General features: G+C 70.1%; 26 protein-coding genes. 11 read left to right on the top strand and 15 right to left on the bottom strand.

The window, feature by feature from the left end:
• The 7 genes from VGT80_RS05405 to VGT80_RS05375 form a co-directional block, all read right to left on the bottom strand.
• Nucleotides 1-746 (bottom strand): Coq4 family protein (locus tag VGT80_RS05405; RefSeq protein ID WP_327453611.1); only part of this gene is annotated, 746 nt, incomplete at its 3' end.
• A 2-nt stretch (nt 747-748) separates the two neighbouring features.
• Nucleotides 749-1,063, bottom strand: coding sequence for an EF-hand domain-containing protein (locus tag VGT80_RS05400; RefSeq protein ID WP_327453610.1), 315 nt, complete (start codon nt 1,061-1,063; stop codon nt 749-751).
• 82 nt (nt 1,064-1,145) lie between these two features.
• Nucleotides 1,146-2,078 carry a prephenate/arogenate dehydrogenase family protein gene (locus VGT80_RS05395; RefSeq protein ID WP_327453608.1) on the bottom strand — a complete coding sequence of 311 codons (933 nt, stop codon included), beginning with the start codon at nt 2,076-2,078 and terminating at the stop codon, nt 1,146-1,148.
• Between the two features lie 3 nt (nt 2,079-2,081).
• Nucleotides 2,082-3,239 (bottom strand): histidinol-phosphate transaminase, encoded by a 1,158-nt coding sequence (gene hisC / locus VGT80_RS05390; protein WP_327453606.1) that lies wholly within the window; start codon nt 3,237-3,239, stop codon nt 2,082-2,084.
• Nucleotides 3,240-3,290: 51 nt separating this feature from the next.
• Nucleotides 3,291-4,100, bottom strand: a complete 810-nt coding sequence (locus VGT80_RS05385) for a chorismate mutase (protein ID WP_327453604.1) — start codon at nt 4,098-4,100, stop codon at nt 3,291-3,293.
• Nucleotides 4,101-4,555: 455 nt separating this feature from the next.
• Nucleotides 4,556-5,605 carry a hypothetical protein gene (locus tag VGT80_RS05380; protein WP_327453602.1) on the bottom strand — a complete coding sequence of 350 codons (1,050 nt, stop codon included), beginning with the start codon at nt 5,603-5,605 and terminating at the stop codon, nt 4,556-4,558.
• A gap of 131 nt (nt 5,606-5,736) precedes the next feature.
• The gene (locus VGT80_RS05375; RefSeq protein WP_327453600.1) at nt 5,737-6,846 is read right to left on the bottom strand and encodes a response regulator; all 1,110 of its coding nucleotides are present in this window, start codon (nt 6,844-6,846) and stop codon (nt 5,737-5,739) included.
• A gap of 184 nt (nt 6,847-7,030) precedes the next feature.
• On the opposite strand from VGT80_RS05375, the gene queC reads away from it, so the two are divergent.
• Genes queC through VGT80_RS05360 form a run of 3 tightly spaced genes read left to right on the top strand, consistent with a single transcriptional unit; the run spans nt 7,031 to nt 8,803 of the window.
• The gene (queC, locus tag VGT80_RS05370) at nt 7,031-7,756 is read left to right on the top strand and encodes a 7-cyano-7-deazaguanine synthase QueC (RefSeq protein WP_327453598.1); all 726 of its coding nucleotides are present in this window, start codon (nt 7,031-7,033) and stop codon (nt 7,754-7,756) included.
• Nucleotides 7,753-8,388: a 7-carboxy-7-deazaguanine synthase gene (queE, locus tag VGT80_RS05365; protein ID WP_327453596.1), complete on the top strand. Its 636-nt coding sequence runs from the start codon at nt 7,753-7,755 to the stop codon at nt 8,386-8,388. Before queC ends, queE begins: the two co-directional genes overlap by 4 nt.
• A gap of 43 nt (nt 8,389-8,431) precedes the next feature.
• Complete coding sequence (locus VGT80_RS05360; protein WP_327453594.1) at nt 8,432-8,803, top strand: 6-carboxytetrahydropterin synthase; 372 nt, start codon at nt 8,432-8,434, stop codon at nt 8,801-8,803.
• 3 nt (nt 8,804-8,806) lie between these two features.
• Here the strand turns inward: VGT80_RS05360 and VGT80_RS05355 are convergent, their stop codons facing one another.
• The 4 genes from VGT80_RS05355 to VGT80_RS05340 form a co-directional block, all read right to left on the bottom strand.
• Entirely contained in the window at nt 8,807-9,034 is a 228-nt protein-coding gene (locus VGT80_RS05355; RefSeq protein WP_327453592.1) for a hypothetical protein, read from the bottom strand.
• Between the two features lie 58 nt (nt 9,035-9,092).
• Nucleotides 9,093-9,605, bottom strand: coding sequence for a response regulator (locus VGT80_RS05350; protein ID WP_327453591.1), 513 nt, complete (start codon nt 9,603-9,605; stop codon nt 9,093-9,095).
• A 165-nt stretch (nt 9,606-9,770) separates the two neighbouring features.
• Nucleotides 9,771-10,892, bottom strand: a complete 1,122-nt coding sequence (gene aroC / locus VGT80_RS05345; RefSeq protein WP_327453589.1) for a chorismate synthase — start codon at nt 10,890-10,892, stop codon at nt 9,771-9,773.
• A 47-nt stretch (nt 10,893-10,939) separates the two neighbouring features.
• Nucleotides 10,940-11,620 carry a DnaJ domain-containing protein gene (locus tag VGT80_RS05340; protein ID WP_327453587.1) on the bottom strand — a complete coding sequence of 227 codons (681 nt, stop codon included), beginning with the start codon at nt 11,618-11,620 and terminating at the stop codon, nt 10,940-10,942.
• Nucleotides 11,621-11,737: 117 nt separating this feature from the next.
• Between VGT80_RS05340 and pdxH the strand changes: the two genes are divergently transcribed.
• The 3 genes from pdxH to VGT80_RS05325 all read left to right on the top strand — a co-directional run bounded on the left by pdxH (nt 11,738) and on the right by VGT80_RS05325 (nt 15,614).
• Nucleotides 11,738-12,403, top strand: coding sequence for a pyridoxamine 5'-phosphate oxidase (gene pdxH / locus VGT80_RS05335; RefSeq protein WP_327453585.1), 666 nt, complete (start codon nt 11,738-11,740; stop codon nt 12,401-12,403).
• A complete protein-coding gene (locus VGT80_RS05330; RefSeq protein WP_327453583.1) occupies nt 12,400-13,881 on the top strand; it encodes an AAA family ATPase in 1,482 nt (493 codons plus the stop codon). Before pdxH ends, VGT80_RS05330 begins: the two co-directional genes overlap by 4 nt.
• A gap of 80 nt (nt 13,882-13,961) precedes the next feature.
• On the top strand, nt 13,962-15,614 hold the full coding sequence (locus VGT80_RS05325) for a long-chain-fatty-acid--CoA ligase (RefSeq protein WP_327453581.1): 1,653 nt from the start codon (nt 13,962-13,964) through the stop codon (nt 15,612-15,614).
• Between the two features lie 6 nt (nt 15,615-15,620).
• Here VGT80_RS05325 and VGT80_RS05320 read toward each other — a convergent pair whose 3' ends face one another.
• From VGT80_RS05320 to VGT80_RS05310, 3 genes are read right to left on the bottom strand one after another with little or no spacing between them, the layout of a single operon-like run.
• Nucleotides 15,621-16,142, bottom strand: coding sequence for a hypothetical protein (locus VGT80_RS05320; protein ID WP_327453579.1), 522 nt, complete (start codon nt 16,140-16,142; stop codon nt 15,621-15,623).
• A 13-nt stretch (nt 16,143-16,155) separates the two neighbouring features.
• On the bottom strand, nt 16,156-17,052 hold the full coding sequence (locus VGT80_RS05315) for an MBL fold metallo-hydrolase (RefSeq protein ID WP_327453577.1): 897 nt from the start codon (nt 17,050-17,052) through the stop codon (nt 16,156-16,158).
• Nucleotides 17,053-17,055: 3 nt separating this feature from the next.
• Complete coding sequence (locus VGT80_RS05310) at nt 17,056-17,466, bottom strand: TIGR01244 family sulfur transferase (protein ID WP_327453575.1); 411 nt, start codon at nt 17,464-17,466, stop codon at nt 17,056-17,058.
• A gap of 126 nt (nt 17,467-17,592) precedes the next feature.
• Here VGT80_RS05310 and oppB point away from each other — a divergent pair, with 126 nt between their 5' ends.
• Both oppB and VGT80_RS05300 read left to right on the top strand, forming a co-directional pair.
• Nucleotides 17,593-18,516 carry an oligopeptide ABC transporter permease OppB gene (oppB, locus tag VGT80_RS05305; RefSeq protein ID WP_327453573.1) on the top strand — a complete coding sequence of 308 codons (924 nt, stop codon included), beginning with the start codon at nt 17,593-17,595 and terminating at the stop codon, nt 18,514-18,516.
• Complete coding sequence (locus VGT80_RS05300; RefSeq protein ID WP_327453571.1) at nt 18,513-19,418, top strand: ABC transporter permease subunit; 906 nt, start codon at nt 18,513-18,515, stop codon at nt 19,416-19,418. Before oppB ends, VGT80_RS05300 begins: the two co-directional genes overlap by 4 nt.
• Before the next feature lie 67 nt (nt 19,419-19,485).
• Here VGT80_RS05300 and VGT80_RS05295 read toward each other — a convergent pair whose 3' ends face one another.
• Nucleotides 19,486-20,025 (bottom strand): hypothetical protein, encoded by a 540-nt coding sequence (locus tag VGT80_RS05295; RefSeq protein ID WP_327453569.1) that lies wholly within the window; start codon nt 20,023-20,025, stop codon nt 19,486-19,488.
• A gap of 443 nt (nt 20,026-20,468) precedes the next feature.
• On the opposite strand from VGT80_RS05295, the gene VGT80_RS05290 reads away from it, so the two are divergent.
• The 3 genes from VGT80_RS05290 (at nt 20,469) to VGT80_RS05280 (ending at nt 25,892) form a co-directional block, all read left to right on the top strand.
• On the top strand, nt 20,469-23,459 hold the full coding sequence (locus VGT80_RS05290) for a TonB-dependent receptor domain-containing protein (protein ID WP_327453567.1): 2,991 nt from the start codon (nt 20,469-20,471) through the stop codon (nt 23,457-23,459).
• Nucleotides 23,460-23,592: 133 nt separating this feature from the next.
• Nucleotides 23,593-24,261, top strand: a complete 669-nt coding sequence (locus VGT80_RS05285) for a Fe2+-dependent dioxygenase (RefSeq protein ID WP_327453565.1) — start codon at nt 23,593-23,595, stop codon at nt 24,259-24,261.
• Nucleotides 24,258-25,892, top strand: coding sequence for a tetratricopeptide repeat-containing sulfotransferase family protein (locus tag VGT80_RS05280; RefSeq protein ID WP_327453563.1), 1,635 nt, complete (start codon nt 24,258-24,260; stop codon nt 25,890-25,892). Before VGT80_RS05285 ends, VGT80_RS05280 begins: the two co-directional genes overlap by 4 nt.

Genomic DNA, 25,892 nt, shown 5'->3' with positions numbered 1-25,892 from the left:
GCCAGCACCACGGCCAGGAACATCGCCGAATAGTGGTGGCCGAACTGGCCGAGCTGGAAGCCGGAGATCGCCGCCTCGTGCAGGGCGGTGGTGCGGTAGCCGGCCGCCAGGTGCCACAGGTCGTGGCACTGCAGGATGCGGGCGTTGAGGTAGTTGTGCGGATGGGGCGCCTGCGCCAGGCCCATGGCGTCGCGGTCGAGCACTTCCAGGTCGAAGCCGTTGTCGACGATCAGGTCGTGGAAGGCAGCCCCCAGCGAACCCTTGGGGCAGCGGGCCAGGGCGTCGAGCGTGAAGCGCTGCGGATAGCCCTGCGCCACCGCCGCCGCGCAGCCGGGATAGGCCAGCGACGCCGCCCCCACCCGGGCGCTCAGGCCCGGCGCCAGCAGGCCGAGCAGCTCCGCCGTGCGCACCGTCACCCCGCCCGCGTCCAGCCCGCCGGCCGGCTCGTCCAGCAGCGCCCAGAACCCCTGCCAGAACGCCCGCGGGATCGGCTCCGGCGCCCGGTCGGTGAGGGGGATGTCCGGCGCCGCCGGGGCCTGGCCGAGCCACCCCGCCGCCGCCCCGTCGTAGATCGCCGGCAGCCGCTCGGGCGCCGCGGCCGCCGCGTTCAGCCACAGCGCCGCCAGGGCCTCCAGGTCGGTCCGCTCGCCGCGCGCCTTGAGCGCCTGGGCCAACGACCGCGCGCAGGCCCCGTCGCCGGGCGCCTGGGTCAGTTCCTCGAAGGCTCGCCGGTCGACGTCCGCCATGCTCAGCGCGGGCCGCCCGGCGGGAGCGCCGGGGCCGGGGCGGGCGGGGCCGGCGGGGCGCCGCCCTGCCGCTGCCGCATCGCCGCCATCGCCGCCGTCAGCTCCTCGACCGTGATCTTCCCGTCGTGATTTAGATCAACCAAATCAAAGCGTTCGGCCGGGCGGCCGGCGGCGATCCACTCGGCCTTGTCGACCGTGCCGTCGCCGTCCTTGTCCCAGGCCTTGATGATGTCGGCCGGCGCTGGGGCCTGCGCCGAGGCGGTCGTGGCGACGGCCAGCATGGCGGCTGCCGACGCTGCCAGGATGAGGGTGCGCATTTGACGTCGTTCCCTGAATGTTCTAGAATACCGTTCGGTTCGTAGGCTATCAGACACCGTCTATTTTGCGCTTGTGTTGCGGCTACGGTTGCCGGTGGTCGCGGCCGAAGTTGGGCTCCGGGCTCTCCTGGCCGGCGGCGACGATGCCGCGGCGGATGTCGCGGGTCCGGCTGAACAGTTCGAACAGCTTGTCGCCGTCCCCCCACCGGATGGCCCGCGACAAGGCCTGCAGATCCTCGGTGAACCGCCCCAGGATCTCCAGCACGGCGTCCTTGTTGCTGAGGAATACGTCGCGCCACATGGTGGGGTCCGACGCGGCGATGCGGGTGAAGTCGCGGAAGCCGCCGGCCGAGTACTTCATAACCTCGGCCTGGGTGACCTCCTCGAGATCGGCGGCGGTGCCGACGATGTTGTAGGCGATCAGGTGGGGCAGGTGGCTGGTGACGGCCAGCACCAGGTCGTGGTGGGCGGCGTCCATCCGCTCGACGTTGGAGCCCAGCGCCTTCCAGAAGTCGGCAAGGCGTTGGACGGCGTCCAGATAGGCGTCGTCCTCGCGCTTCTGCGGCGTCAGGATGACCCAGCGGTTGTGGAACAGCTCGGCGAAGCCGGCGTCTGGGCCCGACTGCTCGGTGCCGGCGATCGGGTGGCCGGGCACGACGAAGACATTGGCCGGCGCGGCTTCGGCCAGGGCGTCGGCCACCGAGGCCTTCACCGAGCCCACGTCGGTGACGATGGCGCCCGGCTTCAGGGCCGCGGCGGCGGCCTTGGCGGCCTCGCCCATGGCCAGCACCGGGACGGCGAAGACCACCAGGTCGGCGTCCCGCACCGCCTCGGCGATGTCGTCGGTGACCTGGTCGGCGAGCCCCAGCGCCTGCACCCGCTCACGGGCGGCGGGAGAGGCGTCGGCGACGGCGATCTCGCCGACCACGCCTGCCGCCCGCGCGCCGCGGATCAAGGAGGAGCCAATCAGGCCGCAACCGATCACCGCCAGCTTGGGGAAGAGCACCTTGGCCATGCCTCAGGGCGCCTGCATGAAATCGGCGAGCGCGTCGACCAGGGCGCGGTTGTGCGCCTCCAGGCCGACGGTGATGCGCAGGTGATTGGGCAGGCCGTAGAGACTGACGCCGCGGACCAGCAGGCCGCGGCTGGCGAGGTAGGCCTCCGCCTCGGCGGCGGTCCTGCCCGGCGCCGTCGGGAAGCCGACCAGCAGGAAGTTGGTCGCCGAGGGGCCGACGACGTCGAGCCCCGCTCCGCCGAGTTGCTGGGTCAACCAGGGCCGCCACTGCTCGACGAGCGCGATGGACGCCCGCTGGAAGTCCTCGTCGGCCAGCGCCGCCACGGCGGCCGCCTGGGCCGGGACCGAGGTGTTGAAGGGCAGGCGGATGCGCTCCACCGCTGCGGCGATCTCGGCCGGGGCATAGCCCCAGCCGACCCGCAGGCCGGCCAGCCCATGCAGCTTGGAGAAGGTGTGGGTGACCACGATGTTCGAGGAATCCCGCGCCAGATCGAGCCCGTCGTTGAACTGAGCATCGAGCGCGAACTCGCCATAGGCGCCGTCCAGCACCAGCACCACCGACGGCGGCAGGGCCTCGTGCAGCCGGCGGACCTCGGAGAAAGGGATCCAGGTCCCCGTGGGATTGCCGGGGTTGGCCAGGAAGACGATGCGGGTGCGGTCGTCGACGGTCGCCAAAAGCTCGTCCACGTCGATGCGGTAGCCGGGCTCCTTGGCCAGCTTCACCTCGCCGCCGGCCGCCCGGGCGCCGATGCCGAAGGCGGCGAAGCCGAACTCGCCCTGCACCATGTTGTCGCCGGGCTCCAGGAACACCTGGTTGAGCAGTTGGAACACCTCGTCGGAGCCGCAGCCGAACACCAGCCGCTCCGGCTCCAGCCTGAAGCGCTCGGCGATCGCAGCGCGCACGATATTGGCGCGGGGGTCGGGATAGACGTGCAGTTGGCGGGCGGCCTCGGCATAGGCTTCCAGGGCCTTGGGGCTGGAGCCGAGGGCGTTCTCGTTGGCCGACAGCTTGATCGGCGCCGCGACGCCCTCGGCCTTGGCCTTGCCTGGGACATAGGCGTGAATGTCCAGGATGCCAGGCTTGGGGGCCGGGCGGTCGGCGGCGGCGCGGTCGGAGGGGGCCTTCGGCGCGCCGGCGAGATCAGACGAGACTTCAGACATACCGGTCGGTTTCACGTGCGGCCCCGGAGGGGGCCAAGGAGGCTGAGCCTCTTACACGTCCAGCGGGCCCGGCGCAGCCCCGATCACGCCGGAGAGCCGGCCGGGCGCGCGGACCAGGCGCGGATCGTGCGCCTGGTAGTAGCCGCCGAGCACAAAGAGCTTCAGGCCGCCCGCCTGCACCAGCAAAGTCGCCGCGACCCCGTCGCGACTCAGAGCGGCCTCGATGGCCGGCCCCGGCTGCGCCGCATCTGTAACCCAGAAGGTCCGGTCGTCGCCGGTGGGCTCGACCTCGACCTGGGCGACGGCCAGGGCCGCCATCGGGCCCCAGGCGCCGAGGCAGGGCAGGGCGGCGAACACCTTCAACTGCGGTTCGGCCAGCAGCCGGCCCCACCAGGCGTTGTCGGCGGCGAGCGCACAGATCGCGACCCCGCCGTTCGTGCGGGCGGCGGCCAGGGCCTCCTCGGGCTTCGCAAGGTTGCGCAGCGGCGCGGCCGCGCCGAACCGAAGGCGGGCGAGCTCGACGGCGCGCGGCGCATCCTTGCCGCCCCAGACGTTCAGGTGGAAGGGCCCTTGGGCGGCCAGGCTCGCGCCCATCAGCTCGCGCCAGATGCGCACCACCAGCGAGGCCGAGGCCGAGCCGCGCGGGGCGGAGAGCAGCTTGCGGAGCAACTGGGCCTCGCGGCCGGGGCGCAGGCCGAAGCGGCCGGCGTCGCCCGCGGCGGCCTTGGCGGCGACGACGGCGCTGGCCAGCCCCGCCCGCTCGTCCACCAGGCGCAGGAGCTCGGCGTCGATCGTATCGATGCGCGCGCGTACCTCCTCCAACGACGGGGTGGCGGACGGTGCGGGCTTGGCCTGGGCCATATTCTCCCCCGAAATGAAGGTTCGCGACCTAAGTCATTGCGGACGGTGGCGCAATAGGGCGTCTAGCCGCAAAATTGTTGCCGGGGAAACGACGAGCCGGCGCAGGCCGGCGCCTTCAGTCTGGTCCTGACCTGCCCGGAGGGCCCGTCACGCCGCTCGCTGGCCGGGGCCGGGGATCAGATGGTCGGCGATGATCGAGCGGGGTCGCTGCGGCGACGACAACCATGACCATGCTGAACGACAACAGGGGCAAGCCGAACACGGTCAGCCAGAAGCGCAGGATCTAATGCAGAAACAGCAGGATCGTCGCCGCTGCTCCGATCACGCCGACCGCGAGCACCAGTCCGGGCCCGCGGGTCCTGCAAATGGGGCCGGCGTCCGTCAGCCCGCCTAGCGGCAAACCCCGACTCCCCGAAATGGGTAATTAGGCGAACAGGCGCCGAACATCGCCTCGGCTAGGACGCCTTGGCGGCCGGCTTGGCCGGCGGGCGCGCAGGCGCTGCCGCGGGCGCGGCGGGCTTTGCCGCCGCTTCAGCGGCCGCGCGCTCCTCCGCCCGCGCGCCGGACAGGGCGTTGGCCAGGCTGTAGTTGCCCTCGTGGCAAGCGTATTCGTAGATCGGGCCCTTGGACGGCCGCATGGGCATCTGGGCGCTCCACGGCTTCTTGAAGCTGGCCGGATCGCTGACTGTGAACTCGTACATGATCTCGTTGGCGGCGGTGCGGGTGAACCGCTCGACGATGCGGGTGGTCGCCGAATAGGCGAAGCCGCCGCCCAGGCCAGCCACGCTCACGCCCGGCCGCAGATTGGCGGTCTCGACCACCAGGGTGTCGCCATCCCACCAGCCCACCGAGTCGCCCAGCCACAGGCGAATCGCCTCAGGCGCATGCTGGCGGTCGGTCATCCGGATGATCCGCACGTCGTGGTTCATCTCGATCTCGATGGCCACGTGGTCCGGGGTCTGGACGATCTGGTAGTTGGCGTTGAAGCCGGTGTTCAGCATCGGCGGGCCGTCCGGCGAGCCGACGGCTGTCAGGCATTGCTCGGACAGCGGTCGGCCCTCGGGGCCCTCGTAGGTGTCGGTGTTGGCCGCGCGGTTGGCCTTGCGGCCCGCGTCGGTGAACGGGATCTTGCCATCCGCCGGGTCGACGATCCAGGAGGAGCGCATCTGGCCGTTCACCTTGGCCAGGTGCAGGTCCATCTCCAGGTAGTCGGCCTGCGGGGCCTCCTTGACGACCGCCGGCGCGCCGCCCTTGGGGTCGGCGGTCGGCTTGAGCAGGTCGCCCACCAGGCTGTTGAAGCCGGCCTCCATGGTCTTGGCCTCCGCCTCGGTCGCCACCAGGTTCTTGAACACCGGCGGCCGCTGCATGAAGGTCAGCGAGGAGTTGGTCCAGAGGCCCTGCAGGTCCGGCCTCCCGGTGCTGGTGCGCGGGGCGCGATAGGGCGCGGCCTGGGCGGCCCCGGCGAGGACCGCGAGCGCGGCGATCAGGTAGGTCAGGCGGCGCATAGCGACTCTCGCATTCCCGGGTTGACGAGCGTGACTATCCACCCGGGCGCGGCGCGGAGCCATGACGTCACGCCTCAGATTCATGACCCTGCGTAACAGGGCGCGCCGAAAGGCGGCGGGGCGGCAGCGCCTCAGGCGACGGCCGTCTCGCCGGCCATGCCGTTCAGCGCCTGCTGCAGGACCGCCAGCAGGTGCTCGGGCTTCATCGGTTTTTCGATCACCCCGTCCATGCCCGCGGCCAGATAGCCGGCGGCGTCGTCGGGGTCGGCGTTGGCCGTCAGCGCGACGATCGGGATCTCGCCCGCCTCGCCGCCGAGCGCGCGAATGGCCCGGGCGGCGGTGACGCCGTCCATCTTGGGCATCTTGATGTCCATCAGGATCAGGTCGAAGCGGCCGTTGCGCACCGCCTCGATGGCCTCCAGCCCGTCGCAGGCCGCCTCGCAGGTGCAGTCGAACATCTCGCAAAGCGCTTGGGCGACCATGCGGTTGGTGGCGTTGTCGTCGACCACCAGCACATGGGCCGAGCGGCTGGTGGTGCGGCGCTCCGGCCCCGGCGCGGCGGCGGTCTCTTCCAGCTCCATTTCGAAGATCACCGTATGGCCGGCGCCGGGATTGACCTCGTCCGTCAGTCGCCCGCCGAGGTCCTCGACGATGCGCCGCGCCAGCAGCACGCCCAAGGCCACCTCGAGCCCGAATTGGGAGGCGACGTCGCGGACCCGCGCCTCGAGTTCGCGGGTCTCCCAGGCGGGATCGCGGGGCCCGCGCACCCGGCCTTCGACGCGCAGGTGGCCGCCGGCGGCCTGCGCCTTGAGGCTCGCTTCCACCGCCTCGCGGCGCGCGCCGCCCATCGCCTCGCCGATGAAGCCGTCGAACACCTGCAGCAGACGGACGCGATCGGAGATGACCGCGGCATCGGGATCGCCGTCGTAGGACACCAGCAGGGTGACGCCCGCCATGGCCGCGGCCGCGCGCCAATGATCCTGCACCTCGTCCATCAGCTCGCGCAGGCGCAGCGGCTTCGCTTCGAGCCGCAGACCCTCCGTGGCTACCTGGCGCAGGTCGAGGGCGGCGGTGAGCATGCGCCGGACGCTGTCGGCCGCCTCGGAAACGCCGGAAACACACGCCTGGGCGTCGGGGGAGAGGCGCTGGCGCGCCAGCTGCTCCGTGAGCGCCGCGATGCCCTCCATCTGCTGCCGGATGTCGGCCGTCACGCGGTCGAAGATGAAATCCGGCAGGGCCATGGACTTGAACGAACTCGGAGCCTGTTGGCCCGGCAATATGACCGGCAGCGCTTGCGGAGAGGTTAAGTCGGGTAAGTGACCCTGACCGCGGGCTCAAGGGGGCCAGGACGAAGAGATGTTCTGCGCCCAGGGGCAGCGAACGGCATGCTGCCGGGCGCTTCCGCTTTGGCCGTCGAGCGCGCATATGGGCCCCATGAGCGAGACCGCCCTTGTCCTGTTCTCCGGCGGACAGGATTCCACCGTCTGCCTGGCCTGGGCCCTCGAGCGCTACCCGCGCGTCGAGACGGTGGGTTTCGACTACGGCCAGCGGCACGCGGTGGAGCTGCAGGCCCGCCAGACGGTGCGCGCCAAGTTCGCCACGGCCTTCCCGCCCTGGGCGAAGCGTCTGGGCGAGGACCACATGCTCGACCTCAAGGGCTTCGGCCAGGTGGCGCAATCGGCGCTCACGGCCGAACGCGCCATCGAGATGACCGACAAGGGCCTGCCCTCCACCTTCGTGCCGGGGCGCAACCTGGCGTTCCTCGTCTATGCGGCCGCGCTCGCCGACCGCCGGGGCTTGCAGGCCTTGGTCGGCGGCATGTGCGAGACCGATTTCTCCGGCTACCCAGATTGCCGGCGCGACACGATCGAGGCCATGCAGACCGCGCTCAACCTCGGCATGGCGCAGGACTTCACGGTCGAGACCCCGCTGATGCAACTCACCAAGGCGCAGACCTGGGCGATGGCCAAGGCGCTGGGCGGCGCGACCCTGGTGGAGATCGTGCGGACCGACACCCACACCTGCTACCGCGGCGAACGCGGGGAGCTGCACGCCTGGGGCCACGGCTGCGGAACCTGCCCGGCGTGCGAGCTGCGGGCCCAGGGCTGGGAAGCCTGGGTCGCGGACGGGCGGCCCTCGCTCGCAGCATGAGCAGCTACGCCGTCAAGGAGATATTCCTCACCCTGCAGGGCGAGGGCGGCCAGGCGGGCCGGGCGGCGGTGTTCTGCCGCTTCGCCGGCTGCAACCTGTGGTCCGGCCGCGAGCAGGATCGGGCGAGCGCTGTCTGCAGCTTCTGCGACACCGATTTCGTCGGCCTGGACGGACCGGGCGGCGGACGCTTCGCGACGGCCGATGACCTGGCGGCGGCGGTCGAGGGGGCCTGGCAAGGCGGGCGCGGCGACCGGCTGGTCGTTCTGACCGGCGGCGAGCCGCTTCTTCAGGTGGATGACGAGCTGATTGCAGCGCTGCATGCCCGCGGCTTCGCCCTGGCTCTGGAGACCAACGGCACGCTTCCGGCGCCCCAGGGCATCGACTGGGTCTGCGTCAGCCCCAAGGCCGATGCCGCCGTCGTCCAGACCACGGGCCAGGAGCTGAAGCTGGTCTATCCGCAAGCCGGCGTCGATCCGGCGCGGTTCGAACGGCTCGACTTCGAGCGCTTCCTGCTGCAGCCGATGGACGGGCCCGACCGCGCCGCCAACACCGCCGCCGCCATCGCCTATTGCCTTGCCCACCCCCGGTGGCGTTTAAGCGTCCAGACGCACAAATATCTGGGCATCGCGTGAGGGACAGCTCCGCGATCCCCGCTGAAAATCCCCCCGAGAGTCCATGAGCTCCGCCATTTTTGAGATCACCAAGGCCGCGACTTTCGACGCGGCGCACCATCTGCCGGACGGCCCCGTCGGGCCCTACACCCGCCTACATGGCCACTCGTTCCGCGTGGAGGCCACGGTGCGGGGCGAGGCGCAGGGTCCCGTGGGATGGGTGGCCGACCTCGGCGACCTCGACCGCGCGCTGAAAACCATCGCGGGCGAGCTGGACCACGGCCTGCTGAACGAGAAGCCCGGGCTGGAAAGCCCGACCCTGGAGCGGCTCTGCGTCTATTTCGCCGAGAAGCTGAAGGCCGAGTTCCCCGGCCTGGCGCGGATCGTCGTCTCGCGGCCGACCGTTGGCGAGAGCTGCGCGCTGGTGATCGACTAGCCCCTACTCGCCGGCCTTCTTCTGATCCTTGTTGTCGCCGCCGCCGGTCGCGGCGTTCACCGCCATGTGGCCGACGTGGACGGTCCCGGCGGCCACCTTCGCCGTGGTTCCGACCGCGGCGCTGGCGACGCCGACCGCCGTGCCGGCCACGGCTGCGGCCAGGCATCCCGAGAGGCTGGCGCTCATGAGGCCGAGCACGGCGAGGCGGATGGCGATGGACGTCAGGCGCATGGTTCTTCCCCCAGGGAGACGGCACCATGCCAGAGCCCGGGCCCGGAATTAGGGCGGACTACCCGTCCTTCGGTGCGGCGTTTTGCTGCGTATCGGTGGAACGCCGCCAGGGCCCGTTAAAGTTCGGGTCGGCGCGGCGGCGGCGGTCGGGGCCGAAGTAGTTGCCGGTCCTGACATAGGGACGCGGGTTCTCCACCACCTGGCTGAGGCGCTCGATGACGCCGCGCGCAGTCAGCGGCTTGACCAGGAATTCGTTGACCCCGGCGTCGCGCGCCTCGGCCACCCGCTGCATGGTCGAATGGCCGGTCACCATGATCACCGGAACCATGGGATTGGGGCTGTCGGGTGAATTGCGCAGCAGGCGCACGAAGTCGATGCCGTCCAGCGGCTGCATGGAAAGGTCGGTCATCACGATGTCGACGGGCGCGCTGCGCATGGCCTGCAGGGCCTCGGCGCCGTCGTTCGCCTCGTGGATTTCCTTGACGCCGATGGCGCGCAGGATCTCGGCCAACAGCACCCGCATGTAGTGGTTGTCGTCGACGAGCAGGATCTTGAGCAGGTCGTAGCGCAAGTTTGACGGCCAATCGTCAGAAGCGAGGAAGGCGCTGATTACGGGTCCGCAATGAGTGCGGTCAACCGGAAAAGCGGTGTTCGTCGGAGTCCGCCTAAGCCCTTGTCACGAGTAGACTATCGACCTGCAAGCTTAACTTGTATCGTCTTTCCGACCAATGCGGCCCTAGCGCCGACCACTCGCGCCAGGCGCGAATGCGCCGCCGCCGGTCTGCGCGCGGTGGCGCAGGAAGGCGTCGGCCAGCACGCAGGCTGCCATGGCTTCGACCACCGGGGCGGCGCGCAGGCCCACGCAGGGGTCGTGGCGGCCCTTGGTGCGCACCTCGATCTCCCCGCCCGCCTCGTTCAGGCTTAGGCGCGGCGTCAGGATCGACGAGGTCGGCTTGAACGCCACCCGGGCGGTCACCGGCTGGCCGGTGGAGATGCCGCCCAGCACCCCGCCCGCCTGGTTCGACAAGAAGGCCGGCCCATCATTGCCGGCCCGCATCTCGTCGGCATTCTCCTCGCCGGACAGCGCCGCGGCGGCGAAGCCCGCGCCGATCTCCACCCCCTTGGCCGCATTGATCGACATCAGCGCGCCGGCCAGTTCCGCATCGAGCTTGCCATAGACGGGCGCCCCCCAGCCGGGCGGCACGCCGTGCGCCTCGACGGCGATGATCGCCCCGGTCGAGGAGCCGGCCTTGCGGATGGCCTCCAGGTGCTCTTCCCAGACGCCGACCATGGCCGGGTCCGGACACCAGAACGGATTGTCGCCCACCGTGGCCCAGTCCATGCGCTCGGGGGCCACGGCGTGAGGCCCGATCTGCACCACGCAGGCGCGGAGCGAGACCTGCGGGATGATCTTGCGGGCGATGGCGCCGGCCGCGACCCGGGCGGCGGTCTCGCGCGCCGACTGGCGGCCGCCGCCGCGATAGTCGCGCACGCCGTACTTGGCGAAATAGGCGTAGTCGGCGTGGCCGGGGCGGAAGCTGTCGGCGATGTCCGAATAGTCGCGGCTGCGCTGGTCGACATTGTCGATGATCAGCGAGATCGGCGTGCCGGTCGTCACCTGCTCGGCATGGCGCTCGTCGGAGAACACCCCCGACAGGATGCGCACCGCATCCGGCTCCTGCCGCTGGGTGACGAACTTGCCCTGGCCCGGGCGGCGCTTGTCGAGGAAGCCCTGCAGGTCGGCCTCGCTGAGCGGGATGCCCGGCGGACAGCCGTCCACCACGCAGCCCAGCGACGGCCCGTGGCTCTCGCCCCAGGTGGTCACGCGGAAGAGGTGGCCGAAGGTGTTGTGCGACATGGCGGGCGCGTTCTAGCGGAAGCGCCGCCGCGCGCCAAACGTCCGGCTCAAGCCGCCCAGGCGGCGGTGAAGCGGCGCAGCAGGTTGCGGGCGGCGCTGTCGAGCGGTCCGTGCTTGGGCGCCAGGCGCACGAACAGGCAGCCTTCCGGGTGTCGCCCGCGGGCGGGAAGCCCGAGGCCGGGCGCGCGGACCAGCCGGCGCTCGCCCGCCTTCTTGGTGACCCACAGGATGCGTCGGCCGATCGGGGTGACGACCGGCACGCGGCCGCCTTCCTCGAGGGTGCGGGCCGGCACGCTGACGGTGATCCACAGATCGTCGCCGCGGACGATCATGCCGCCCTGGCCGCGGATCGTCACCGCCAGCCTCTCGGTCCCGGCGCGGACGATATCGCCATTGCGCAGGCCGACCGGCAGGCGGATGCGGAGCTTCTTGCCATCGGCGGCGGTGTGCTCGACGGCCCCGCCGCCCCAGGCCATCAATGGCGTAATGGCAAGCTCGCCGGTGGCGTAGCTGGGCCGGGACGGCGCCGCGCCCTGTGCGCGCTCCAGGCTATGGGCGGCCGGCTCGAGCTGGCGGTAGGCGGCGACGATGCGGCGGAAGTCGTCGGCCGCGCCGCCGGAGGCGTCCGGGTGGGCGGCCTTGGCCTTGGCGCGGAAGGCGGCACGAATGTCGGCGGCGGTCGCGGCGGCCTTCACGCCCAGCAGGGCGCGGGCTTCGCTGAGCGTCATCTCATGAGACGCGTTCTCTGGGGACGAGCCGGCCATGGGGACGAAGTCTGCACGCGAGGGGGTCAATGCGGGGTTAAGTCTCGGCAGGGCTTGGGAAGTCGCGCTATATCCGGCGCGATGACCGACAAGGCCCCGATCCCGCCGTCGCCCAGCGAGGACGACTACGTCGCCCGGGTGGCGACCGCCGAGCCCCCGCCGCTGCTCAGCGAGGCGGACCCCTTCGCGCTGTTCAACGAATGGCTGCGCGAGGCCTTGGCCAAGGAGCCGAACGACGCCAACGCCATGTCGCTGGCCACCGTCGATGGGGCCGGCATGCCGGACGTGCGCATGGTGCTCCTGAAGGAGGCCGACGCCCGCGGCTTCGTCTTCTATTCGAACCTGGAGAGCGCCAAGGGCCGTCAGCTCGCGGCCAATCCCAAGGCCGCCCTGCTGTTCCACTGGAAGTCGCTGCGCCGCCAGGTGCGGGTGCGCGGCGCCATCTCGCCGGTGTCCCCCGCCGAGGCGGACGCCTACTGGGCGACGCGGGCCAGGCCAGCCCAGCTCGGCGCCTGGGCGTCCGACCAGTCGCGGCCGCTCACCGACCGGCTGGCGCTGGAGAAGAAGATCGCCGAGGTGGGCCTGAAGTTCGGGCTCGGCAAGGTGCCGCGCCCGCCGCACTGGTCCGGTTTCCGGGTGAGCCCGCAGATCATCGAGTTCTGGCGTGACCGGCCGTTCCGCCTGCACGAGCGGCTGGTGTTCGAGCCGGCCGGCGACGGCTGGACCACGCGGCGGCTGTTCCCTTGAGCGATGCGCAGGAGGCCGAGCTGGTCGACTGGCTCTCTGGCCAGGCCGAGCGCGTGGTCGAGACGGCCTGCGCGCGGGTCTTCCTCATGGACGAGGTCGCCTACAAGCTGAAGCGCCGGGCCGACCTGGGCTACGTCGACTTCTCCTCCGCCGAGGTGCGGCGCTGGGCCCTGGAGCGCGAACTCGCCTTCAACCAGGCGACGGCGCCGGATATCTACCGACGCCTGAGGCGGATCACCCGGGAGGGCCAGGGTTTCGCCTTCGATGGGGCGGGCGAGACCGTGGAGCTGGCGCTGGAGATGCGCCGCTTCGCAGACGAGGCGGTGCTGTCCATCCGTCCCGAAGCGCTGGACGGCGACCTGGCCGAGGCGCTGGGCCGCACGGTCGCCCGCTTCCATGCCGAGGCGCCGCGGCGCGACCGCAACGGCATGTCGTTCACCGTGCCGTCCAACGCCCGGCTCCTGGAGGCGCTGGCGCCGCAGCTCGGCGGGGCCGACGTCGCCCGCCTGGTCGCGGCGACCGACGCCGAATACGCCCGGCTCCGACCCTTGCTCGACCGCCGCGTGGCCGAGGGTTTCGCCCGCCGCTGCCACGGCGACCTGCACCTCGGGAACATCCTGGTGGAGGACGGCCGCCTGATCCTCTTCGACTGCATCGAGTTCCACGACGAACTCATCGACATAGACGTCCTGTACGACCTCGCCTTCGTGCTCATGGATCTGGCGTTCCGCGACCGGCGCGACGCCGCGGTGCGGGTGCTGTCGGCCTATCTGGACGAGGCGGCGCGGAGCTTCCCGGAGAGCCTCTGGGCGGGGCTCGAGGCTCTGCCTCTGATGCTGTCGGTGCGCGCCGGGGTGCGCGCCCATGTGCAAGCGCACCAGGGCGACCTCGCCGGCGCCAGGGGCTATGTGGCCGCCGCGCTTGCCCATCTGTCGCCCGCGCCCCCGGTGCTGGCGGCGGTCGGCGGCCTGTCGGGGACGGGCAAGTCCACCGTCTCGCGCGGCATCGCCCCGGCCCTCGGCGCCGCGCCCGGCGCGGTCGTGCTGCGCACCGACGAGATCCGCAAACGCCTGTTGCGCGTCACCTCGACCCAGCCGGTCGACCGTGCGCTCTACACGCCCGAGTTCTACGTCCGCACCTACGACGCCCTGTTCGATGACGCCCGCGCCCTGCTGAAGGCCGGCCGCGCGGTGGTGCTGGACGCCACCTTCCTCAACCCGGCCCTGCGCGAACGGGCCGAGCGGCTGGCGGCCGACTGCGGCGTCCCGTTCCACGGCCTTTGGCTCGAGGCGCCAGCCGAGGTGCTGGAAGCCCGCGTGGCGGCCCGCAAGGGCGACGCCTCGGACGCCACCGTCGAGGTGCTGCACGACCAGATGGCTCAGCTGGCGCATACCGAGGTCGGCTGGCGCCGCATGGATACGAGCGGCGACGTGGCCGCGGCGGCGCAAGCCTGGGCGTCGCGGCGCGCCGTCCGTTGATTATCGCCGTTCAGGAAACTAACCTCGCGGAAAGCCTGGAAGAGCGCGGGACGGCGATGTCGTTTGGGGAGGATTTTTGAATGCTTGGCCTGATGCAGAACTGGCCGCTGACGGTCGACAAGATCCTCGACCACGCCGCCCGGTGGCACGCCGACGTCGAGATCGTCAGCCGTTCGGTCGAAGGCCCGATCGTGCGCACCACCTATGCGCAGGCGCACGAGCGCGCCAGGCGCCTGTCGAATGCGCTGGCCAGGCTCGGCGTGCAGCGCGGCGACCGCGTCGCGACGCTCGCCTGGAACACCGCCCGCCACCTCGAGGCCTGGTACGCCATCATGGGCATGGGGGCGGTCTGCCACACGCTGAACCCGCGCCTGTTCGCCGAACAGCTCTGCTACATCATCAACCACGCCGAAGATAAGATCATCTTCACCGACCTGACCTTCGTGCCGACGCTGATCGAGCACCGGGCCAAGATGCCCACGGTCAAGCATTTCATCGTCATGACCGACGAGGCGCATATGGGGGCCGCGGCCGGCCTCGAGGGCGCGCTCTGCTTCGAGACCCTGGTCCGTGACGCCTCGCCCGATTTCGAATGGGGCGGCTTCGACGAAAATACCGCCGCGGGCCTTTGCTACACCTCCGGCACCACCGGCAATCCCAAGGGGGTGCTCTATTCGCACCGCTCCAACTTCCTGCACACCCTGGTGACGCTGGGCGCCGACGTCATGGGCATCTCGGCCAAGGACACCGTCCTGCCGGTGGTGCCGATGTTCCACGCCAACGCCTGGGGCCTGGCCTTCTCCGCCCCGGCCGTGGGGGCCAAGCTGGTGATGCCCGGCGCCAAGCTCGACGGCGCCTCGGTCCTGGAGCTGCTGGAGAGCGAGCGGGTGACCTTCTCGGCGGCCGTGCCGACCGTGTGGCAGATGCTGCTGGCCGAGCTGCGTGAGAAGAAGGCCAAGCTTTCCACCGTAAAGCGCGTGGTGATCGGCGGCTCGGCGGTGCCCGAGGCCATCGTCCGCGGCTTCCGCGACGAGTTCGGCGTCGATGTGACCCACGCCTGGGGCATGACCGAGATGTCGCCCATGGGCACGCTCTCCAGCCCTAACGGCGACGTGGCCGCCCTGGGCGCCGAGGAGCAGCTCAAGTACAAGCTGAAGCAGGGCCGCGTCCCGATCGGGGTGGAGATGAAGTTGGTCGACGACGCCGGCGGGGACCTGCCGCACGACGGGACCACCTTCGGCCGCCTGCTGGTGAAGGGCCCGGCCGTGGTGGGCGAATACTTCAAGGGCGAGGGCGGCGAAATCCTCGACGCCGAGGGCTATTTCGACACCGGCGACGTCGCGACCATCGACGCCCACGGCTACATGCAGATCACCGACCGGGCCAAGGACGTCATCAAGTCCGGCGGCGAGTGGATCTCCACCATCGAGATCGAGAACCTGGCGGTCGGCCACCCGAAGGCCGCGCTCTGCGCGGTGATCGGCGCGGCGCACCCCAAGTGGGACGAGCGGCCGGTGCTGCTGGTCAAGCTGAAGGACGGCGAGGCGGCCTCGAAACAGGACTTCCTCGATTTCCTCGAAGGCAAGATCGCCAAGTGGTGGACCCCCGACGACGTGGTCTTCGTCGACGACATCCCCCTGGGCGCCACCGGCAAGATCGACAAGAAGCTGATCCGCGAGCGGATGAAGGGGTACGTGCTGCCGACTGCGCAGCCGGCGAAGGTGGGCGCCTAAGCCTGCTCAGTCGATGAAGGCCTTGGACACGTCGAAGTAAGTCGTGTGCTCGGCCGCGACGCCGGCTTCACTATCGATGATGGTGCGTTCGAGAACCCGTCTTCGATCGAAGAGCACCCGCGCTTCGTAGGCCGCCGCTGCGTCGCCGCCCCTGAGGACCAACTCATAGTGACCTTTGCCGTGCGGGCGAAGTTGTGCGCCGCCGATGTCGGTTAGGCTGCCGAAGACTGAGCGCGGAACTTCCACTACGGCGCCGTCAACACGAAGTTCCAGAACGTCGGTGATGACGCACGGTATCCGGCTGTAGGTGCAGTTCGTCCGGGGTCGCTCGGGCGGCGGATCGCTCGCGCGACCGATTTCGACGGTGTGGGTCGCGAGCGTCGCGACCACGCGGGCTCGGCCGACGGTCACGGCAACGAGTGTCTCGCCGCTCGGCATGACGCGGACCACGTTTATGCTCGCGGCCGAAACAGGCGAGGCCGCGAGCACCGCAAGCCCGGCCGCAAGGCTGAAGATGGCAGATCGCATTTTGCCCTCCAGATCAGGCCAGCCGATACTCGCTCTGGGGCCCCGGCTCCCCGTCCGCCGCGAGCTTTCCCTCGCGCACCAGGTGGATCATCGCCGCCAGCATGGAGCGCGACGCCGCGGGCCACAGCTTCGGATCCACGTCCGCATAGAGCCGCGGGACCAGGTCGGCGATCTTGGCCGGGCCGGACTTCAGCGCGCCGAGGATCTGGTCGATGCGCTCCTGGCGGTGCTGCAGATAGGCGGCGATGAAGGCGTCCGCCTCGCGGATCGGCGGGCCGTGGGTGGGCCACAGGGTGGCGAAGCCGCGCGCCCGAATGGCCTGCAGGCTCGCGATATAGTCCGTCATGTCGCCGTCGGGGGGCGTGATCACCGTCGTCGACCAGCCCATGATGTGGTCGCCGGTGAAGCAGGCGTTCTCCTGCGGGAGCGCGTAGCAGAGGTGGTTCGAGGTGTGGCCCGGGGTGGGGATGGCCTCCAGCGTCCAGCCGGGTCCCGAGATCGTGCCGCCGCCGCACAGGCTGACATCCGGTGTGAACGCCAGGTCGTGGCCAGCCTCCATCTTCACCCCGGTGTCGTCCTCGGCCGGGTGGGCGACCGCGCAGCCGTAGATCGTCGCGCCGGTCGCGGCCTTCAGCGGTCCGGCCAGCGGCGAGTGGTCGGAGTGGTGGTGGGTGATGGCGATATGGCTGACGCGCTCGCCCTGCACGGCGGCCAGGATCGCTTCGAGGTGCTTCGGATCGTCGGGCCCAGGGTCGATCACCGCCACCTCGCCGTGGCCGACGATGTAGGTCCCGGTGCCCAGGAAGGTGAAGGGGCCCGGATTGTTGGCGATCACCCGCCGGATCAGCGGCGAAACCGGGTCTGAGCGGCCGTATTCGAACTCCAGCTGGCGGACGTAGGGGATGCCCACCGCTCAGCCGCCCAGCACGCCGGAAAGGTCGTAGCCAGCGGCGCGGCCGAGGCCGACCAGCTCCTGCGGCGTGCGCGCGCCGGCCTGCGCCTGGCTGAGCGACCAGGTGACGATGGAGCGCGTCCCGGAGCGGCAGAAGGCCAGCACCGGGGCCGGCGCCTCGGCCAGCACCTTGCCGGTGGTCTCCACCTGCTCGGGCGTCGGGCCGCCGCGGACCGGGATGTGAAAATAGGTCAGGCCCGCGGCCTGGGCCGCCGCCTCGATCGCGTCGCCGGCGGGCTGGGCAGGGTCCTCCCCGTCGGGGCGATTGTTGATGATCGTCTTGAAGCCCTGCTGGGCGGCCGCCGCCACGTCGGCGACAGCGATCTGCGGGCTGACGGAAATGTCGTCGGTGACGCGTCGGAAATCGGTCATGGCGCTCGCACTCATCGTGGGTCCCGGCGGGGGAGGGGACCCTTCGTTGACATCATCGGGGCCCGATGGAAGTTTCGCAACGGGCCGGCCCCGAAATGGCCCCAACCGCGAGGCCTGATCCGCGCCATGCTCCGCTTCATCGGCCGGCGCCTGCTCGTGGCCATCCCGACCCTGTTCGTCGTCGTCACCGCCGCCTTCTTCATGATGCGGGCCGCGCCCGGCAACCCGTTCTCGCTGGACCGCAAGCTCTCGCCAGCCATCGAGCGGAACCTGCGTGAGAAGTACGGCATGAACCGGCCGCTCGCGGCCCAGTACCTCGACTATGTCGGCGGCGTGCTGAAGGGCGATCTCGGCCCCTCGCTGAAATACAAGGACAAGACCGTCCTGGCGATCCTCCAGGAGAACTATCCGGTCAGCCTGAAGCTCGGCCTGTCGGCTATCGTCCTGGCCTCCGTCACGGGCGTCAGCCTGGGCGTGCTGGCCGCCATGCGCCAGAACCACAGCCTCGACTACGGCGTGATGGCGGTCGCCATCCTGGGCGTCTGTGTGCCCACCTTCGTGACCGCGCCCCTGCTGGTGCTGGGCTTCGCCTCGAAGCTCGGCTGGCTGCCGACCGCCGGCTGGAACGGCGGCGCCCTGCCCAATCTCGTCCTGCCGGTGACGGTGCTCGCCCTGCCGCAGATCGCCATCATCTCGCGCCTGACCCGGGCCGGGATGATCGAGGTGCTGCGCTCCAACTATGTCCGCACCGCCCGCGCCAAGGGCTTGCCGGAGCACCGCATCGTCACCCGCCACGCCCTGCGCGCCGCCCTGCTGCCGCTGGTCAGCTACCTGGGCCCGGCCTGCGCGGGCCTGCTCACCGGTTCGCTGGTGGTGGAGCGGATCTTCAACCTGCCAGGGCTGGGCAAGTTCTTCGTCATCTCGGCCCTGCAGCGCGACTACACCGTCGTGATGGGCATGGTGATCGTCTACGCCGGCCTGATCCTGACCCTCAACCTCGTGGCCGACCTGCTCTACGCCGCGCTCGATCCCAGGGTGCGGCTCGCATGACCGCCTCGATCCTCATCCCCGGCTCGCGACGCGGCGCGCAGAGCATGCAGCGGGTGGCCGGCCGCAGTCTGTGGGACGACGCGCGCCGCCGGCTGATGCGCAACCGCGCGGCCATGGCCGGGGCGGCGGTCCTGGCCCTCTTGGTTCTGGCCGCCGTGATCGGCCCCTACCTCAGCCCCTTCGCCTATGACGAGATCAACAAGGCCGACGTCTGGATCGGGCCGCTGCGGCACGGCCACCTGCTGGGGACCGACGCGCTCGGTCGCGACCTCCTCGTGCGGCTCCTGATGGGGCTGCGCGTGTCGCTGGCCATCGGCCTGGTGGCCACCCTGGTCTCGCTGGTGATCGGCGTCGCCTGGGGCGCGGTCGCGGGCTACCTGGGCGGGCGGATCGACGAGGCCATGATGCGCATCGTCGACGTGCTCTACTCTCTGCCGTTCATCTTCTTCGTGATCCTGCTGATGGTGACCTTCGGGTCCAACTTCATCCTGATCTTCGTGGCCATCGGGGCGGTGGAGTGGCTGACCATGAGCCGCATCGTGCGCGGCCAGACCCTCACCCTGAAGCACAAGGAGTTCGTCGAGGCGGCCCGCGCCGCCGGCCTCGGCCAGCGCGGCATCATCGCCCGCCACATCGTGCCCAACCTGCTGGGGCCGGTGGTGGTCTATGTGACGCTCACCATCCCCGCCGTGATCCTCGCCGAGAGCTTCCTGAGCTTCCTGGGGCTCGGCGTTCAGCCGCCCATGGCTTCGCTCGGCACCCTGATCGCCACCGGCGCCTCGGACATGGAGCTCGCGCCCTGGCTGCTGGTCTTCCCCTCGCTGGTCATGGTCGTGACCCTGATGAGCTTCAACTTCATCGGCGATGGCCTCCGGGACGCCATCGACCCGAAGGATAGGTAGGGCTGTTCATTTCTCTGCGCGCAGCCGGGCGCGAAGGCGTTTCCCGCCTTTGCTGGCGGTCGCTCGGTTACCGGATCCGCTTGGCCCGGAGCGCGCGCTGGCCGTCGATGTTCAGGAAGAAGCTGCCCATGGCCGCCTTGCGGATCTCGACCTTGGAGCCCTTGTGCGGGTCACGGAGCAGCTTCTCGTCGTCGGTCTGCTCCCAGACGCCGCCGTCCTCCAGCTCGACGATCCACAGGCCGCCGCCGCTCTGGTAGGCGCGGGCCACGACGCCGGAGATCTGCTGCAGCTCGGCCGGCTTGTCGCCGCGCTCGAACAGGCTGAGCGAGGGCAGGCTGAAGCCGAAGGCCTGGCGCTTCACCTTGGCCACCCGCTCATGGTCCACGACCACGATCTCGCCGGAGGCCACCAGCCGGCCGAACTCGGCTGCCGCACCATCGTAGCAGGCCAGCCGCGTGGCGTCGGGCGCGCTGCGGCAGTCGAGCAGCCGCTGGACGGCGGCGGGCAAGGGCGAGCCGGCGGTCTCCGCGAGCGCCACGCCGAGCGCCAGCGCCGCCGTCGCCACGCCGAGCCCGGCGGCCAGCTTCGCGCGCTTCAAGACACCCATGCCGTCGCCCTCGATCCCGATTCGGCCGCATTGAAGCCGCCGCGGGAGGCCGACGCAATCAACCTCGCCGCGGACCTGGGCGCGACCGTCCCGGGCCGGGCCTCAGGCATAGCCGGCGCGACCGGCTGGCGGCCCTTTTTGGTCCGGATTGAGGTATCGGCGTTCGTCGACCCGGGTCGCTGATTCTCTTGGCAAATCCCGGCCTCGAGGCGCCGCCGGAGGCGAAATGCGCCCAGTCGTCGTGGGGGGTGCGACAATCTGTGACCATAAAGCGACAGAGCTGCACCATCCGCGCGACCGGACTGTGTTGGTCGTTGACCCTCTTTTCGATCGGTCGGTAACTCGGCCACAACCGGATCGAAGACGATGCCGGGACCGCAATCTTATTGGGGAGCAGCCGCACCTTCGCCTCCGACGGAGCGGGCTGCTGGAGGATGTAGACCTTGAAAAACCAATCCACGCGCGAGCGCCTGCTTGCGTCGTCCATGATCTGTGGGGCGGCCATCATTGGCCTTTCCGCGACGCAGGCCGCAGCGCAGACGGCTCCAGCCGCCAGCGCCCAGGTCTCCGAAGTCGTCGTCACCGGCTCGCGCATCCCGCAGCCGAACCTGACCAGCACCAGCCCGGTGACCGCGGTCAGCAGCCAGGAGTTCAAGCTCGAGGGCACGACCAACGTCGAGAGCCTGCTGAACAACCTGCCGCAGGTCTCCGCCGGCCAGACGAGCACCGTCTCGAACGGTTCGACCGGCATCGCGACCGTCAACCTGCGGGGCCTCGGCTCGCGCCGCACCCTGGTCCTGATCGACGGACGTCGCCTGATGCCCGGCGACCCTGTCACGCCGGTGGCCGACCTCAACGCCATCCCCGCGGCCCTGGTGGACCGGGTGGACGTGCTGACCGGGGGCGCCTCGGCGGTCTACGGTTCCGACGCCGTCGCCGGCGTGGTCAACTTCGTGATGAACCGGAACTTCGAAGGCTTCCGGATCGACGCCCAGTACTCGGGCTACCAGCACCACAACGCCAACAGCGAAGTCCGCGGCCTGATCAAGAACGCCGCCTTCCCGATCGCTCTTCCCGCCAGCGACGTGTTCGACGGCCAGACCACCGACATCACCGCGATCATGGGCATGAACGCCCCCGATGGTAAGGGCAACATCACCGCCTACGTCGGCTATCGGAACCTGCAGCCGATCCTGGAGTCGCAGCGCGACTACTCGTCCTGCTCGGTCTCGGCCACCAACACCGCGACCAGCACCGTCTATGACGCCCACGTCTGCGCCGGTTCCTCGAACAGCGCCTTCGGCCGCTTTATCGCCCGGCCCAATACCCCGCGCGGCGGCTTCTCGGTGAACCCGGATGGCACGCAGACCTTCGTGCCGTTCACCAACGCCCTGCGCTTCAACTTCGCGCCGCTGAATTACTTCCAGAGGCCGGACGACCGCTACACGGCCGGCTTCTTCGGCCACTACGACCTGAACAAGACGGTCAACCTCTACAGCGACTTCATGTTCGCGGACGACCATACGGTGGCGCAAATCGCGCCGTCGGGCCTGTTCCAGGGCACGGGCGCCAACGGGACCTCGACCTTCGGCATCAACTGCAACAACCCGTTGATGACGGCCGCCCAGCAAACGCAGCTCTGCGGCGCCGCCGCCGGCACGCCGTTCGTCCAGCAGACCACTCTTGGCTTCCGCTTCGCCGGCCAGCCGCGTCAGGACGACCTGCGCCACACCTCCTACAAGATCGACCTGGGTACGAAGGGCGAACTGGCCGACGGCTGGAACTACGACGCCTACCTCCAGTACGGCATCGCGATTTACAACGAGCACTACAACAACGACGTCTCGCTCAGCCGGGTGCAGAACGCCCTGCTGGTGAATCCCGCGACCGGTCAGTGCCAGGTCGGCGGCGCCTGCGTGCCGCTCAACCTGTTCCAGGCCGGCCACCTGACGCCGGCCATGCTTGCCTATGTCATCGCGCCCGGCTTCAAGAGCGGCTCGACCAGCGAGCAGATCGCCTCGGTTTCGGTCACCGGTGATCTCGGAAAGTACGGGATGAAGCTCCCCTGGGCGACCGACGGGGTCGGCGTCGCGCTGGGCGGCGAATATCGGCGTGACGCGCTCGACCTGAGGGCCGACGCGGAGTTCACCTCCGGCGACCTGTCGGGCCAAGGCGGTCCGACCAAGTCGAATTCCGGTTCGGTGGACGTCTACGAGCTGTTCGGCGAAGCCCGCATCCCCATCGCGCAGGACATGCCGTTCGCCAAGGACCTGAGCCTGGAGCTGGGCTACCGCTTCTCCGACTACTCCTCGGCGGCGCACACCACCAATGCCTACAAGATCGCCGGCAACTGGACGATCACGGACGACATCAAGCTGCGCGGCGGCTACAACCGCGCGGTCCGGGCGCCGAACGTGACCGAGCTGTTCACCCCGGCGGGTGTGGGCCTGTTCGGCGGCTCCGATCTCTGCGCCAACGGCGGCGCTTCAAGAGCCAACTGCCTGGCGAGCGGCGCCACGGCGGCTCAGCTCGCCGCCGGCATCCCGCAGTGCCCGGCGGCCCAGTGCACCGCGCTCCTGGGCGGCAATCCGAACCTGGCGGCGGAAATCGCCGACACCTACACGGCCGGCGTCGTGCTGCGGCCGCACTGGCTGCCGGGCTTCGACCTCACCGTCGACTACTTCAACATCAAGGTGGCGAACCTGATTTCCTCGCTGCCGGCGTTGACGGTCATCGACTGCCTGCGCAACGGCAACCCGGCGGCCTGCGCCCAATTCCATCGTGATCCCGCCTCGGGCGGAATCATCGGCGGCCCGGGCTTCGTGACCGCCCTCAACATCAACACCGGCTACCTGAAGACCTCGGGCGTCGACGTCGCCGCCAACTACCGCACGAACTTCTCCGACTGGGGGATGGGCGAGTGGGGCGGCCTCGGCTTCAGCATGGTCGGCACCTACACCAACAACTACATCACCCAGCCGGCGACGGGCGGCGGCACCTTCGACTGCGCCGGCCTCTTCGGTGTCGTCTGCTCGAGCAACGCCAACCTGAGCCCGATGCCCAAGTGGAAGCACAAGCTGCGTGTGACCTGGAACACCCCGTGGCCGGTGACCGTGTCGCTGGATTGGCGCTACCTCTCGAGCGTCAAGTTCGACCTCAATGAGTCGAACGTCTTCCTGAAGGGCGCCGTTCGCGACATCCCCGATGCGAAGATCCCGGCGTTCAACTACATCGACCTGTCCGGGACCTGGAAGGTGCGCGACACCGTCACGCTCCGCGCCGGCGTCAACAACGTGTTCGACAAGGATCCGCCGGTCCTCGACTCCGACGCCTTCCCGGCGTCCGGGCCGCCCGCCGGCAACGGCAACACCTACCCGGGCACCTACGACGCGCTCGGCCGCACGGTGTTCGTCGGCATCACCGCCGACTTCTAGGCCGTACCACGAGGCAAGATCGGGAGCGGCGGGCCGAAAGGTCCGCCGCTTTCATTTCGGCCGACCCTCCTTTTCGCCGCGTTGTTCGCGTCCGCCCCCGGTGCTACCCATCCGCGGGCAAGCCGGGTGAGTGATGTTTCTCGAGATCGACGAGGTCCTGACCTCCGAAGAGGTCGCGCAGCTGCGGGCCATGGCCGAGACGGCCCGCTTCGTGGACGGGCGCATCTCTTCGCCGCATTCCACGGTGAAGGACAACCTGCAGGTCGACCATGGCGACCAGGCCTATCTGGCCTCCTCGCGGTTGATGGCCGAGGCGTTGATGCGCAACGAGCCCTTCCGCAATTTCGCCTTCCCCTGCCTGCTCGCCCCGCCGCTGCTGGCCCGCTACGAGCCGGGCATGAAATACGGCGTCCATTCCGACTCGGCGATGATCCAGCTCGGCCAGCGCCAGCTGCGCTCGGACCTGTCCTGCACCCTCTTCCTGACCCCGCCGGAAAGCTATGAGGGAGGTGCGCTCGCCATCCACCTCGGCGGGCGGCGCGTGGAGTTCAAGCTGCAGCCGGGCTGCGCGATCGTCTATCCCTCGACCACCCTGCACGAGGTGACGCCGGTGACCGCGGGCCGGCGGCTGGTGGGGATCACCTTCGTCGAGAGCCAGATCGCCGACTGGACCCTGCGCGAGTTGCTGTACGACCTGGACGAGGTGGCCGCGACCGAGGGCGCACTGATGTCCCCGGAGGGGCGGGTGCGGCTGCAGCATGTGCGGACCAACCTGCGCCGGATGTGGAGCGTGTCGAAGTGAGTGATGCCTCGGATGTCGCCGCGGTGAGCGTCGATCAGATCTACGCGGCGGTCGAAGCGCGCGACATGGATCGCGCCATCCGCCTCGCCGCCCAGGCCCATGCCGCCGGCTCGCAGGCGCCCCTGGTGCTCAATCTCGTGGCCTACCAGCTCGAGCTGGACGACCGCATCGACGAGGCGCTGGAGGTGCTGAACCAGGCCCTGAAGGTCTCGCCGGGCGACCCGACGATCATCAACTCCATCGGCGTCTGCTACTCCAAGCTCGCCCGGCCCCAGAACGCGCTGGCCGCCTTCGACGACGCCCTGCTGCTCAATCCGGATTTCCCCCACGCCCACAACGGCCGCGGCCTGGCGCTGCAGAGCCTGGGCGACAAGGACGGCGCCAAGCTGGCCCAGCTGCGCGCCGCCGAGCTCGATCCGCAGTTCCCCGAACCGCTGGGCGCCCTCGCCGCGCTCGCCGCCGAGGACAAGGAATGGGACGCCGCGCGCGACTACGCCGAGCGCGCCCTGGCGCTGGAGGCCGATCAGCCGGCCGGCGCCATGGCCTTGGCCGCGGTCGAGCTGAACGCCGGCGACCCCACGGCCTGCGAGACGCGGCTCACCAAGCTGATCGCCGCCGGACGGCTGACGCGGCTGCACCTGGCCAATGCGCTCAATCTGCGCGGCGATGCGCGCGAGGCGCTCGGCCGCGCGCCGGAAGCCATGGCCGACTACGCCGCGGCGAACCGCGAGCTTCGGCCCCGCCAGGTCGACGCTCAGGTCGGCCGCGAGCTGGGCCTCGACACCTGCAACCGGCTGCTGGCCTATTTCGAGAAGGCCGATCCGGGGCCTTGGAAGGACCCGGTCCCCGAGAGCCAGCCCACCGACCGCGAGATGGGCCATGTCTTCCTGGTGGGCTTCGCCCGCTCCGGAACCACGCTCCTGGAGCAGATCCTGGCCAGCCACGCCGACATCGTGGCCCTGGAGGAGAAGCCGGCCGTCGATCCGCCGATCATCGAGTTCCTGATGAACGACGCCGACATCGACCGCCTCGCCCATCTCGATGAGGCCGGCGCGCTGCACTGGCGCAAGCTCTACTGGGCGCGGGTGCGCGAGTTCGGCGTCGAGCCGGCCGGCAAGGTGTTCGTCGACAAGCTGCCGCTGCACACCATCTACCTGCCGGTGATCGCCAAGCTTTTCCCGCGGGCCAAGATCCTGTTCGCCCGGCGCGATCCGCGCGACGTGGTGATCAGCTGCTTCAAGCACCGCTTCCGGGCCAATCCGCTGACCGTGGAGTTCACCGACCTGGAGCGCACCGCCCAGGTCTATGACCGCTTCATGCGGCTGGCGGAAATCTATCGCGCCAAGCTGCCGCTTCAGGTGCACGTCCACAAGCACGAGGATCTGGTGGAGGATCTCGACACCCAGACCCAGGCGATCTGCGCGTTCATCGGCCTGCCGTGGGACGCCAATATGCGCAACTTCGTGGAGACGGCGAACCGCCGCAACATCCGCACGCCCAGCGCCGGCCAGGTGCGGCGCGGCCTCTACCGCGAGGGGCTCGCCGCCTGGCGCAAGTACGGGGACACCATCGAAGTCATCAAGCCGATCCTGGCGCCCTGGGCCGAGACCTACGGATATCCCAAGGACTAG

The organism is Phenylobacterium sp. (assembly GCF_035944335.1).
In the GTDB taxonomy this organism is placed as follows: domain Bacteria; phylum Pseudomonadota; class Alphaproteobacteria; order Caulobacterales; family Caulobacteraceae; genus Phenylobacterium.
Note: the sequence above shows the minus strand (reverse complement) of the source record. Positions and strands in the feature narration are given on the sequence as shown.